Raw genomic sequence first — 14,056 nt, forward strand, 5'->3', positions numbered from 1 at the left:
ACAGCCGCCGCAACAGGAGATCGGCCAGTGTGCCGCGCCACGGCGGCCGGGTCTAGGACGATGGCCGCAACTCCAACAGCGAATCAAATAACTGCCCAGCAATATTGATATCGAAAATCGCATCCAGCTCACGAATGCAGGTAGGGCTGGTCACGTTGATTTCAGTGAGATAATCACCAATCACGTCCAGCCCGACAAAATACAGCCCCTTGCGCTTCAGGGTGGGCCCCACCTGCTCGCAAATCCAGCGATCTCTATCACTTAGCTCACGGCCCTGGCCGGTGCCCCCTGCCGCCAGATTGCCACGCAGCTCACCTTCCTTGGGAATCCGCGCCAACGCATAGGGCACCGGCTCTCCGTTGATCATCAGGATACGCTTGTCGCCTTCAGTAATTTCCGGCACAAAGCGCTGCGCCATGATCGGCGTCTTGCCGTGCTGGGTCAGCACCTCAATCACCACCGAGATGTTCGGGCTCTCTTTACGCACCCGGAAAATGTTGCTGCCGCCCATGCCATCCAGCGGCTTCATCACGGTGTCACCAAACTCCCGTACAAAATCGCGCAGCAGGGTGGCCTGGCTGGACACCAGGGTAGGCGCACAGCACTGCGGAAAGTCGGTGGCGAACAATTTCTCATTGCTGTCGCGCACACTGCCCGGGCGGTTGACCACCATTACCCCTTCCCGCTCAGCCTTCTCGAGCAGATAGGTAGCGTAGATGTATTCTGCATTAAACGGCGGATCTTGCCGCATCAGAATAATGTCCAGATCGGCCAGGTCGTGATTCACGGCGTCGGCCAGACGGTACCAATCGTCGTTATTGTCGGTGACAGACAGTGCCCGGGTGGTCGCAAAGGTGCGACCATCGCGTACATACAGGTCCCCCGGCTCCATGTAGAGCAGGGACCAGCCACGTCGCTGTGCCTCCAGCAGCATGGCAAAAGTGCTGTCTTTCCAGGGTTTGATTTTGGCGATGGGGTCCATCACCACACCAACACGCAGGCTCATGGGGTCTCCGTTCTACAGGGCGCAGGCGAGCTGAAAGCTGCCGGCGAAGGATGCGGTGCAATTGACCGACAATGTTAGCAGCGCACGGACAGGTTCGCTATGCGCGGAGAAGCTTAACAAGCGACCCGCCAGAGGGACATTTTCTCAAGTTTCATAAGGCCTTATAGATTGATTGTAGAATCTGTGTTAAAAACTTTGCTTGGGCTGACACTGGCACAGGCCTTGCCCAACGGATTATTAGAAAGGCCAAAAATTACAATAAGTTGCAGCCAATTACGGTTCACGCTTAAAGGCAGTTTCCATGACTGACAATTTCCAAGACCTCAAGGTGATGGTAATCGACGATTCCAAGACGATTCGTCGTACCGCCGAAACCTTGTTGAAGAAAGCGGGTTGTGAAGTAATCACGGCCACCGATGGCTTCGATGCCTTGGCCAAAATTGCCGACAGCAAGCCCAATATCATTTTCGTCGATATCATGATGCCGCGTCTCGATGGCTATCAGACCTGTGCGCTGATCAAGAACAACAGCGCCTTCAAGGCAACCCCGGTGATCATGCTGTCGTCCAAGGATGGCCTGTTTGACAAGGCCAAGGGGCGCATTGTCGGTTCCGATGAGTATCTGACCAAGCCGTTCTCCAAGGACGAGCTTCTGGGTGCGATTCGTCAGCATATCAACGGTTAAGCGGCTTAGTCGCTGAGCCTGAAGAGGGTAAGATGGCACGTATTCTGATTGTGGATGACTCGCCCACAGAAACATACAAGTTGCGCGAGATTCTGGAAAAACATGGCCACGAGGTAATCGAGGCTGCCAACGGAGCCGATGGTGTCGCCACCGCCCGTTCCGAACTTCCCGAGCTGGTTTTGATGGACGTGGTAATGCCTGGCCTGAATGGCTTCCAAGCTACCCGCCAGCTCACCAAAGGGGCGGATACCGCCCATATTCCGATCGTTATCGTCACCACCAAGGATCAGGAAACCGACCGTGTTTGGGGCAAACGCCAAGGCGCCCGAGATTACCTGACCAAGCCGGTGGACGAAGACGTACTCCTGCAAACCGTCGACCGCATGCTGGCCGACGCCTGAAGGAGCTCCCCATGAGCAGCAATGCCTCCGCCGCTTACATCAAACTGGCTGAATACAATCAGCGCTGCCGGGAACAGGCCAAAGATCTGCCCATGCAGCAGGATGCAGTCAGTTACTGGAGCGGCGTGGGTTTTGTGCTCGATGGCAAGAAATACGTAGCACCACTGGAGGAGGTTTCCGAAATTCTCTCGGTGCCGGCCTATACCCGAATTCCTGGCGCCCGCAACTGGATGAAAGGAGTCGCCAACGTTCGGGGCCGCCTGATGACCGTAATGGATCTCAGCGGCTTTCTGGAAAAAAGTTCACCGGTTCAGGAAAAGCGCCGCCGCTTGCTGGTGCTGGACCAGGACGACCTTTACACCGGCATGGCCGTAGATGAGGTACTGGGGATGCAGCATTTCCCCATTGATGAATTTGTGGAATCACTGCCGGTTAGCGATCCCAGCGTTACGCGTTTTGTACGCGGGGCCTATCGGCGTGAAGGGGAGTATTGGTCCGTGTTCAGCCTTACCCGGCTGGCAGAGGATCCGCGTTTTATGCAAGTAGCCCGTACCGGCTAACGGCATAGAGCAACTCGGGGAATATAAGAAGAGTGAACGCCAGGCCAGGAGCCAGACTATGAAGTTCAATTCGGGAGCATTGTTCGAAAAACTGCGGGGGGGGGCCGGCGGCGGCAACACGTTGAATATTGCCCTTTACGTGGGCCTAGCCATTTTTATTGTACTGGCGTTGGCCAACTTCCTGCTGTCCGCCACCAGGGCAAACCAGGCGCAGGAAAATATCACCCGTGCCTCCGAAATGCGGGTCATTTCCCAGCAGATCGCCAAAAACGCCCTGGAAGCGGCCGCCGGCAACGCCGACGCCTTCGAGTTGCTGGATAAATCCCAGAAGAGCTTTCAATCAGCCTGGAACGCCGTCAAAGACGAACAGGTTAGCGACCCTCAAGCCATGACCCGCCTGCAAACCCTGTGGGATGAAGTGAACGCCAACGCCGACGTGATTCTAAAAGGGGAAGACACGGTGCTGGATTTGCACGAGGTGGCAGATACGCTGGCCCAGACCATTCCTTCCCTGCAGGCTGAATACGAAGGCGTAGTGGAAATTCTGGTGGCCACCAATGCCGCCCCGGAACAAATTGCTTTTGCGCAGCGCCAATCCTGGCTGGCTGAGCGCATCGTGAGATCCATTGCCAAGGTGCTGGAAGGCGGCGACGGCGCGGTGATCGCAGCAGATTCCTTCGGCCGTGATGCCAGCCTGTTTGGTCGTATCATGAACGGCATGATTGAGGGTGACGCCGCTATGGGTATTGACCGGGTGAACGACCCCGATGCCCTGGATTACCTGGCCGAAATTGCTGACTTGTTCGACGAATTCGTGAACCAGTCCGTGGATGAAATTCTTGAAACCGCCCCCGAGCTGTTCCAGGTGCGTAACGCAGCTGACACTATTTTCCGCCGCTCCCAAGATCTGCTGCAGGAATCCACCCACCTCAATGATCTGTTCGAGAACAGCACCAGCGGTCTGTTCCCGTCCGTATGGCTGGGTGGCATCTGTGCCGGCCTGGCAGCGCTGTTCTTCTTTATCATCATGGCTCAGCGTAACCGCCAGGCGGCGAAGCTGAAAGACGAACTGGAAAGTGAAAACCAGCGTAACCAAGCGGCCATTCTGCGCCTACTCGACGAACTGGGCGACTTGGCTGACGGTGATCTGACGGTACAGGCGACAGTCACCGAGGATTTCACCGGTGCCATTGCTGATTCCATCAACTACTCCATTGACCAGCTTCGCAGCCTGGTACAAACGATCAACAACTCGGCGGTACAGGTAGCCTCCGCGGCCCAGGAAACACAATCCACGGCGATGCACCTGGCCGAAGCCTCCGAGCACCAGGCCCAGGAAATTGCCGGCGCCTCCGCTGCTGTGAACGAAATGGCAGTGTCCATTGACCAGGTATCTGCCAACGCCGCTGAATCAGCGGCGGTAGCGGAACGGGCGGTCGCCATCGCCAACAAGGGCGCCGAAGTGGTGCAGGCTACCATCCATGGCATGGATACCATTCGCGAACAGATCCAGGAAACCTCCAAACGGATCAAACGTCTGGGTGAGTCCTCTCAGGAAATTGGTGACATCGTATCCCTGATTAACGACATTGCCGATCAGACCAACATTCTCGCATTGAACGCCGCCATCCAGGCATCCATGGCCGGCGAAGCTGGCCGGGGCTTCGCGGTCGTTGCGGATGAAGTACAACGCCTCGCGGAACGTTCCGCCGCCGCAACAAAGCAGATTGAAACCTTGGTAAAAACCATTCAGACCGACACCAACGAAGCGGTTATCTCCATGGAAGCCACCACTGCCGAGGTAGTGAAAGGGGCACGCCTGGCACAGGATGCGGGTGTGGCACTGGAAGAAATCGAGAACGTGTCCAAAACCCTGGCGGACCTGATCCAGAACATTTCCAACGCGGCGCGCCAGCAGGCAGCTTCCGCGGGTCACATCTCCAACACCATGAACGTGATCCAGGAAATTACTTCGCAGACCTCTGCCGGTACCACCGCGACCGCTCGCTCTATTGGTAACCTGGCGGAAATGGCCCAAGATATGCGTAACTCTGTTGCCGGCTTCCGCCTGCCGGAGCACTCCTGATCCGGCTTGAGCCGGCCTCAGGAGTAATGCCATGGGTGCAGCAGAGACAGCTCGCTGGTCGATCAAAAGCACGCCTTCTATGGATGCGGAGCAATTTCAGCTGTGGCAGGCATTCCTAGAAGACCGCACTGGCATGACGCTGTCCAACGAGCGCAAGACGTTCCTCGAGACCAGCTTGAACATTCGCATGCGCGAGCTGGGCATTGAGGGCTACGACACCTATTACCAACATCTGATGGTGGGCTCCACCCAGTCACGGGCCATGGAATGGTCGATACTGGCGGACCGCCTGACCGTCCAGGAAACCAGTTTTTTCCGGCATCCCGGCTCCTACGCATTGGTGGAAGAATTCACCCAGCGCTTCATGGCCGAGCAACCCGATGGCGCTAATCTAGACGTGTGGAGCGTGGGGTGCTCCACCGGCGAGGAAGCCTATTCCCTCGCCATGATGATTAACGAACAGTTTTCCGCCAGCAAGCAAAAGCTGTTTTACGGCATCACGGCCACCGACATCAGCTTGCCCACCTTGGCCAAGGCCCGCAAAGGCGAATATGCCGCGCGCCGGGTGTTGCAGGTCGATCCGTTATTGCGGGAGAAATATTTCACGCCCACCCACAATGGGCAAACCGTGAAGATCACCAGCGACCTGCGCGAACGCATCTGTTTTGCTCGACTGAACGTGCTGGACCTCAGCACTGCGCCGATGGACAACATGGACCTGATTTTTTGTCAGAACATGCTGATTTATTTCCGCCGCTGGCGGAAGCGCCAGATCCTGAACCAGCTGGCAGAACGGCTCGCTCAGGGTGGCATTCTGGTACTCGGACCCGGGGAAGTGACCAATTGGCAACACCCGGATCTGGAACGGATCTATTTTGCCGATACGCTGGCATTCCGACGCTGTAGATAGAAACGAAAGAGCAATAACGCAACATGCGGCACGCATAAAAGAAAAAAGCTTGGGGTAGCACCCATCAGCAATCATCAGCTTGAGGCGTGCTGCATATTACGTGTCGCGTATTATAAAAACCTGCCGACCAAAGAATGCGGGTGGATGTATGACAGGAGACGTCATGAGTGACCGTCACGACTATCTGGCTCTGGACTGGGTTCGCGGGGAAATCCAGGAAACCCTGAACCAGGCGCAACAGGCATTGGAATCGTTTGTGGACACCCCGGATGATGCCACACGGATGCGCTTCTGCCAGACGCACCTGCACCAGGTGTACGGCACCTTGCAGATGGTTGAGTTTTACGGTGCGGCACTGCTCGCCGAGGAAATGGAAAAACTGGCCCACGCTCTGCTCGACGGTAACGTGGGCAATGTGGCTGACAGCCAGGAAACCCTGATGCGGGCGATTCTGCAGCTGCCGCCGTATCTGGACCGGGTCGCCAGCAACCGCCGCGATCTGCCGGTGGTGCTACTGCCGCTGCTCAATGACCTGCGCGCCGCCCGTGGCGAATCTCTGCTGTCGGAAACGTCCCTGTTCAAACCGGACCTCTCCGGCGCCACCGGCCAGGGCCAGATTCCTGACGACCGGCTCAATGATCCACGCTTTATCCTGCTGGCGAAAAAAATTCGTCAGATGTTCCAGGTCGCCCTGCTCGGCGTTCTGCGTAACGACAATATGGGCGAAAATCTGGGCTACATGGCCAAGGTGTTCACCAAACTGGAACAGGTTACTGGCGACGCGCCTCGCGCACCGCTGTGGTCTATCAGCAATGCGCTGGTAGAAGGTCTGTCAGAAGAGGCCATCATTCTTGGCACCTCCGTCAAACTAATGCTCGGTCACTTGGACCGCAATTTGCGGGAGCTGGCCCTGGACGGCGCGGCCAGCCTGAATCAACCCGCCCCCACCGAGTTGATCAAGAACCTTCTTTATTACGTGGCCAAAGCCGACGTGGACAGCCCGCGCATTCGCGACGTGAAGGCCCGTTTCCAGCTAGATGATGCGCTGCCCTCCGATGATCTGGTCAACGAAGAACGCCAGCGAATGACCGGCCCGGACGCCCAAGCCATGAATTCGGTGGTGCAGGCGCTTTCCGAAGAGCTCACCACTGTCAAAGACGCTCTGGAAAGCTTTGTTCACAGCGACGATACCGACACCAGCAAGCTGCAGCCACTCACCCTGACCCTGAAACAGGTAGCCGACACCGTGGCCGTACTGGGCCTGGGCCAACCTCGGGCACTGGTGGAAGAACAATTGCACGCCATGGAAGATATCGTGGCAGGCAAAGCTTCCGCTGAACGCGAAACGCTGATGGACATAGCCGGCGCGCTACTCTACATAGAAGCAACCCTAGCCGGTATCGGCGGCGATCGCCGAAGCACCAGCTACAGCGGCCAGGGCGGCGATATGCCCAGCCATGTGGGCCAAGCCATGGATGCCGTGCTTCGCGAATGCCGAGCCGGCCTGGAAGAAGCCAAAGACGGCATTGTGGAATTCATCGCCTCGCAATGGGATCCCGAGCCCTTGCACGTCGTACCGGAGCGCCTGAATGCTGTGCGCGGCGGCCTAGACGTGATTCTGCTAGATAAACCCGCCCTGATTCTGCGTCAGTGCGTGCAATTCATCGAAGAAAAGCTGCTCGGCGTGGATCAGCCCAAGCCTGACTGGCGCAGCATGGACACCCTGGCTGACGCTATCACCTCGGTGGAATATTATCTGGAGCGTCTCAGCGACGACCCTGAAACGACCGATGACATCCTCCAACTGGCCCGCTCCAGCGTGGAAGCCTTGGGTTATCCGCTGGACGAAGAACAGAGCTTTGTCGATAACGACATCGATGTTGAACGTATCGAGCTGGACATTCCAGACGTGGACACCCGCCTCCAAAAACATGATATGGATGCCTGGTCCGGTTTTTCTGTTAACGCCAAAACGCAACAAGACAACCATACCGGTGACGCCGAGCAAGACCCCACGGTGGAATGGCTGCCGCTGAACGACAGCCCGTCTTTAGACAGCAGCGACGATGAGGCGCTGATCGATCCCCCACTGGAAATCACCACACCGGCTGAGCCTGAAGTGCAAACACGGGTTCCAGTGGAAGACGATGACCTGATTGATGAGGAGATCATCGAGATTTTCCAAGAAGAAGTGGGTGAAGTACTGGAGGCTCTCGATCAGTACTTCCCTCGCTGGGCCGCCAATACTAGCGATGAAGAATCCCTGGTGGAATTCCGCCGCGCCTTCCACACCCTGAAAGGGTCCGGCCGCATGGTTGGCGCCAGCACCGTGGGCGAACTGGGCTGGTCTGTGGAAAATATGCTCAACAGAGTAATTGACCGCACCATTGAGCCCAGCGCCATGCTGATTGCCTTGGTGCAAGAGGTCCGTAACCGGGTACCCCCGATGGTGGATGCCTTTACCCTGCGCCAAGCCGATCCATTCGACGTACAGCCCTTGGCTGACGCCGCCGACACCCTAGCACGTGGCGGCCAAATCGAGCAGGTGCCCACCGTAAGCGGCACTGCTATCAACGCCACCAACAATGATGACAACGCGGACTTCCCCGACGAGATCGTCATCGACACCACCGCCGACGACATGTCAGACAACCTGACGACCGACGCTGACCAACACATCACTCTGGACAGCGCCAGCGAAGGCGAAAGCCTGACTCTCACTGAGCCAGCCCTTACTGGCGACGCAGAGGATGACCCCACCGACAACGACCTGTCCGCCGAAGACCTGGCCGCCTTTGACGCTGCTGCCAGCGAGGACGCCCTCAATCCCTGGGAGACAGAAGACAGCCCGAATGACATCCACCTGTTGTCGGTTAACAACGATCTCACTGAAATCGACGAGAGCATCATCCTGGATTTGCCGGAACAGGAACCGGATTACGAAGCTGATACTGATACCAGCAAGATCGCCTTAGAGAGCCTGTCCGACATCCCCGACATGAGTGGCGACACCCTTGACGAAAGCAATAACGAAGACGGTCCGGACACCGTATTGCTGAAAATCTTTTCCAGCGAAGCCCGTCGTAATCTGGCGCTAATCGCTCAATGGCTGGCCAACAACGATACCGATCTGTCCGAGCACCCGGTGGACGACAGCGTGCACCGGGCGCTGCATACCCTCAAGGGCAGCGCCCGCATGGCCGAAATCGAAGCGGTGGCGGAGGTGGCCGAGCCAGCAGAAAAACTGGCCCGGGATCTGATCAGCAGCAACCGCCGCGCCAACCAACAACAAATAGACTTGCTGGCGCAGAGTCACGACCTGATCCTCACCGGTCTAGGGCAGATAGACCCAACTCCGCCGGCCCATCTATCCGGTGCCGAGGGCTTGATCCAGTCGCTGAACCAGCAGCGCGAACAATTGAAGGGCAGCGACAGCCCCGGCCCGGACCCGCACATTCTTTCCGTGTTCCTGTCTGAAGGCATGGATCTGATCGTAGATGCGGAACAACTGCTCAACCAGTGGGCACAACACCCCGGGCACACTGACGAGCTGGTGCGTCTGCGCGATGAACTGAAACTGCTCGCCAGCAGTGCCTCTACCGCCGGCCTCCACGAGATTCACGACTTAGCCGCTGCTCTGGCTGGCTGTTACAGCTCGGTGGAAGGCGGCCGACTGGCTTACAGCGAGCGCCTGTTTACCCTGGCCGGCGAAGGCCAGGACGCACTGATGAATATGATGGACTGCCTGGCCGCCGGTCAGACCGTTCGCCCGGAACTGGGGCTGGTGGATGCCCTGCGCGAACTGGCCGACGGCGATGGGCCCGGTGGTGGTCCCGATGGCAGCCAGCCCGACAGCAACAACGACACGGCACTGAGCCACACGGATCCAGTGACCGAACTGAATGACAGCGCCCCGGACAACAACCGCTACGAAGCCCACCTGGACCCGGAGCTGGTGGAGCTGTTCCTGGAAGAAGCCGAGGAAATTCTTGAGTCCGCCAGCCACATCCTCCACCAGTGGGAAGCCGGCGACAGCAGCAACGTCAGCAGCCTGCAGCGAGACTTGCACACTCTGAAGGGCGGTGCGCGTATGGCCGGCGTCGCCCCGGTGGGTGACCTGGCTCACGAACTGGAAAACCTGTACGAGGGCTACAACGCCGGGCAACTGGGATCCGACGCAGCGCTGTTCCACCTGCTGCACCAATGCCACGACCGCTTGGCGGTGATGATCGAAAACCTGCAGACTAACACCACTCCGGCCGATGCCCCGGCGTTGGTAGCGGCGATTCAGGCGTTCATCCGTGGCGACGCCCCCGCGCCGATCACCCGCACCAATATCGACGATGGCGACACGCAGCCCGCCGAGCATAGTGACATCGAATCCATCTCGGTCGCGCCCCTGCCCAATGCCTCTGACGCCCCCGCGCCCGTTGCGGTTGAGGACGCGCCCGCTCCCATCGATGCGCCCCCTCAACCGGAGCGCGACCCGGAGCTGGTGGAAATTTTCCTGGAAGAAGCGAACGAAATTCTCGAATCCGCCGGCCACAGCCTGGAACTCTGGATTATCCAGCAGGACAACCTGATTGAGCTGCAATCCTTACAGCGTGACCTGCATACCCTAAAGGGTGGCGCTCGCATGGCCGAAGTGCCCGAGCTGGGCGACCTGGGCCACGAACTGGAAACTTTGTACGAAGGGCTAGCGCAAAGCCAGCTGGCCATTGAGCCCACCTTGTTTGATTTGCTCCATCGCTGCCACGATCAACTGGCAGAGATGGTGGAAGCACTGAAAGCCAACCGACCACTGCCCAACGGCGAGGTACTGATCGCAGCCCTCCATGACTATGTGGCGAACCCGACAGGCTTTACCCTGCCCGCCATGGCGGCGGCTGCTTGCGCTCAACCCTCCAGCCAGAGTGAAGAAGCCACCACCCCCGCCAGTAATGACGCATCACCGGCCCCCGCAACATCTGCCGCCGATGATGATGTATGGCAAGCGGACAGCGATCCGGAAATACTGGAAATTTTCCTGGAGGAATCCGAAGAGCTATCGGAAATCATCGATGCCTGCCTGACGTCCTGGAAGGATCACCCGGAGAGCATCGATTTCATCGACGACCTAAAGCGAGCGCTGCATACCTTGAAAGGCGGCGCACGGCTGGCCGGGCTGAAACAACTGGGCGACATCAGCCACAATATCGAAGCCTATATACTGGAACTGGAAAGCCGTCGCCAAGCACCCGCACCCAGCGATTTCCAGCCCATGTTCGACTGGCACGATCAGATCAACCGGGGCATGGAATCGGTAGCGGCTGCGGCACAAGCCAACGCTCCAGCTCCGGCTCCGGAAGCGGCCGCTATCGCGTCCCAGACCAGCACCCTGCCAACCACTGCCGCCAGTCGCACCGCACCGCAGCAACCGCAAAAAGATAGCCATCGCCAGCGCCAGAATCAGGCGCAACCACAAGAGATGGTGCGGGTCGGCGCAGATGTCCTGGAAGCACTGGTGAATCTGGCCGGGGAAACGTCCATTAACCGTGGCCGAGTCGAGCAGGGCATCACCGAGTTTGCCTTCAACGTGGAAGAAATGGGCCACACGGTACAGCGCCTCTACGAACAATTGCGCCGGCTGGACTCGGAAACCGAAGCGCAGATCATGTCCAACTACCAAAAAGGCGTGGACCTCGGCGAACACGATGATGACTTCGATCCGTTGGAAATGGATCAGTACTCCGAACTGCACCAGATCACTAAGCAGCTATCCGAGTCCGCCTCTGACTTGCTGGATTTGAAGAACACTCTGCTGGACCGCAACAAGGACACGGAAACGCTACTACTGCAGCAGGCACGCATTAACACCGAGCTGCAGGAAAAACTGATGCACACCCGCATGGTGCCCTTCAGCCGTCTGGTGCCGCGCCTGCGACGTATCGTTCGCCAGATTTCCGGTGAAGTGGATAAACGGGTGGACTTTGACGTGCTCAACCCGGAAGGCGAGCTTGACCGCTCCCTGATGGAGCGCATAGTGGCGCCCTTGGAACACATGCTTCGTAATGCCGTGGATCACGGTATCGAAACCGGAGACGGTCGTGATGCTGCCGGCAAGGACCGCACCGGTCATATCAACCTGGCGCTGGGCCGTGAAGGGGGAGAGGTGGTGATCACCCTGTCCGACGACGGCAAAGGCATCGACACCGATGCGGTGCTCAAAAAAGCCATCGAACGGGGCCTGGCTACACCGGACGCGCAACTCTCTGACCATGAAATTCAGCAGTTTATTTTTCACGCTGGTTTCTCCACTGCTGCTGCAGTCACCCAGATTTCCGGTCGCGGTGTGGGCATGGACGTGGTCGTCAGCGAAATCAAGCAGATGGGAGGGTCGGTGACCATCGACTCCCATAAAGGACAGGGCACCCGCTTTATCATTCGTCTACCTTTTACCTTGGCCATGAACCGCGCCTTGATGGTGAAAGCTGGGGAAGATTCCTACGCGATTCCGCTAAACCAGATCGAAGGCATCGTGCGGATCAGCCCGTTCGAATTGCAGCACTACTTCGAAGAAGAAAATCCGATCTACACCTATGTGGGCCAAGATTACGAATTGCAATATCTGGGTCACTTTGTTCACGGCAACCGGGTGCCGCACCTAGAAAACCAGACCACGCCCATGCCGGTTCTGCTGATTCGCAGCACCGAACACACCGTGGCCATTGTAGTAGACGACCTAGTCGGTTCCCGAGAAGTGGTCGTGAAAGCCGTGGGCCCGCAGCTGGCCACCGTGGCCGGCATCAGCGGCGCTACCATCCTCGGGGATGGCTCCGTCGTGATCATTCTGGATATTCATTCCCTGATCCGTGCCTCCCACGTACAAACCATCGCACTGGCGTCCGGCGAGGCGGTACCGACGCTGCCTCAAGAACCTGAGGAGCAAGCCCTGCCCCAGCGCGACACGCCACTGGTCATGGTCACCGATGACTCGGTCACCGTGCGTAAAGTTACTACCCGGCTGTTGGAGCGTAATGGCTACGAAGTGGTCACCGCCAAGGACGGCATAGATGCCATAGCCAAGCTGGAAGATATTCGTCCGGATGTGATGCTGCTGGATATCGAAATGCCCCGCATGGACGGTTTCGAGGTAGCCACCCACGTACGTCACGACAGCCGCTTACAAGATGTGCCAATCATCATGATTACTTCCCGTACCGGCGAGAAGCACCGCGAGCGGGCATTCGATATCGGCGTGAATTGCTATATGGGCAAACCTTTCCAGGAGAACGAGCTGCTTTCCACCATTCGCGAACTGCTTGGTGAGCTGCAGGAAGCCGATAACGGATGACCGCACCCGGCCGTGTCGGCGTGATTGCCGACAGCACCTTACAGGGCCATTTGCTCTCCAGTGCCGTGAAAGGGCAGGGCTACCAAGTCTTGGTCAGCACCGAACCCGAGGCCTTGGAGAATCGCTGGCTGGACACTGACGCTCTGGATCTGCTCGTCGTTGATCTGTCCAGCGAGGATCGCTGGCAGCAGTTTCTTGATGACCTGCTGGAACGAGCTGAAGTGCCGATTCTGTTTTGCGACGGCCAGGCACCGGTTCGCACCGATGCCCTCTATCCCAAATGGGAACGGCGCCTGGTCACCAAACTGGTGAGCTTTATCGGCAAACCCGCAGTAGAAGAACGGCTAGAGGTAATTCCCGCGCGCCCGTCCCAAGTACGCATTCCTCAGCCTCGAGAGTTTCACGCCATTCGCCCCGGCGATCAGCCCCGGCAAGTATGGGTACTGGGCGCCAGCTTGGGCGGGCCGGCGGCGGTAAAACGGTTTCTCGATTGTCTGCCCGCCAATCTGCCAGTGGCGTTTGTTCTAGCGCAACACATTGACGGCCGTTTTCTGGATACCCTGTGCGGGGTCCTGGGCCGGGACAACTCGATTCACTGCAAGATCGGCGTGGAGGGAGAAGCTTTGCGCCACGGCGAGCTGGCCATTGTGCCGGTGGACTACGCGGTACGCTTTCGCCACGACGGCCGCATCCAATCTACTGGCGAAGCCTGGGAAGGCCCCTATGCGCCCTCCATCGATCAGGTGATCCAGTATGTGGGCGAAGGCTTTGCCAACGCATGCGGGGCCATTCTGTTTTCCGGCATGGGCAACGACGGCGCTATCGCCGCCCCGCGACTGGCGGCCACCGGCCGCCCAGTATGGGCACAAAGCGCCGAGACCTGCGCGGTCAGCAGCCAACCAGATTCCGTGCGGGAAACCGGCTGCGTCAGCTTCAGTGGCTGCCCTGAACAACTTGCACTACAGCTGGTGGAGCGGGTAAGAAGGGAACTGGTACAGGCACCGCTTCCACAACCCCAGTAGTACTAATGACAATAACGACTCGTCGCCCGGCCCGTGACCCGCGATGAAATACG

Annotated in this window: 8 protein-coding genes; 7 read left to right on the forward strand and 1 reads right to left on the reverse strand. The window is 58.2% G+C overall.

The genetic code is table 11. The features are described 5' to 3' along the window. Positions 1–52: 52 nt before the first annotated feature. Positions 53–1,006 carry a glutathione synthase gene (gene gshB / locus ABNH10_RS01200; RefSeq protein ID WP_349384380.1) on the reverse strand — a complete coding sequence of 318 codons (954 nt, stop codon included), beginning with the start codon at positions 1,004–1,006 and terminating at the stop codon, positions 53–55. Positions 1,007–1,307: 301 nt separating this feature from the next. Here gshB and pilG point away from each other — a divergent pair, with 301 nt between their 5' ends. The 7 genes from pilG (at position 1,308) to ABNH10_RS01235 (ending at position 14,003) form a co-directional block, all read left to right on the forward strand. Then, positions 1,308–1,691: a twitching motility response regulator PilG gene (pilG, locus tag ABNH10_RS01205; RefSeq protein WP_007148837.1), complete on the forward strand. Its 384-nt coding sequence runs from the start codon at positions 1,308–1,310 to the stop codon at positions 1,689–1,691. Between the two features lie 32 nt (positions 1,692–1,723). Continuing rightward, entirely contained in the window at positions 1,724–2,092 is a 369-nt protein-coding gene (pilH, locus tag ABNH10_RS01210; protein WP_007151610.1) for a twitching motility response regulator PilH, read from the forward strand. An 11-nt stretch (positions 2,093–2,103) separates the two neighbouring features. Next, positions 2,104–2,652, forward strand: coding sequence for a chemotaxis protein CheW (locus ABNH10_RS01215; RefSeq protein ID WP_349384381.1), 549 nt, complete (start codon positions 2,104–2,106; stop codon positions 2,650–2,652). A 58-nt stretch (positions 2,653–2,710) separates the two neighbouring features. Then, positions 2,711–4,738, forward strand: a complete 2,028-nt coding sequence (locus ABNH10_RS01220; RefSeq protein ID WP_349384382.1) for a methyl-accepting chemotaxis protein — start codon at positions 2,711–2,713, stop codon at positions 4,736–4,738. Between the two features lie 31 nt (positions 4,739–4,769). Beyond that, positions 4,770–5,648: a CheR family methyltransferase gene (locus tag ABNH10_RS01225; RefSeq protein WP_349384383.1), complete on the forward strand. Its 879-nt coding sequence runs from the start codon at positions 4,770–4,772 to the stop codon at positions 5,646–5,648. A gap of 163 nt (positions 5,649–5,811) precedes the next feature. Continuing rightward, positions 5,812–12,981, forward strand: a complete 7,170-nt coding sequence (locus ABNH10_RS01230; protein WP_349384384.1) for an Hpt domain-containing protein — start codon at positions 5,812–5,814, stop codon at positions 12,979–12,981. Continuing rightward, positions 12,978–14,003: a chemotaxis protein CheB gene (locus ABNH10_RS01235; RefSeq protein WP_349384385.1), complete on the forward strand. Its 1,026-nt coding sequence runs from the start codon at positions 12,978–12,980 to the stop codon at positions 14,001–14,003. The genes ABNH10_RS01230 and ABNH10_RS01235 overlap by 4 nt, the downstream gene beginning before the upstream one ends. The last annotated feature ends 53 nt before the right edge of the window (positions 14,004–14,056 follow it).

Source organism: Alcanivorax sp. (genome assembly GCF_040119285.1).
Taxonomy (GTDB): domain Bacteria; phylum Pseudomonadota; class Gammaproteobacteria; order Pseudomonadales; family Alcanivoracaceae; genus Alcanivorax.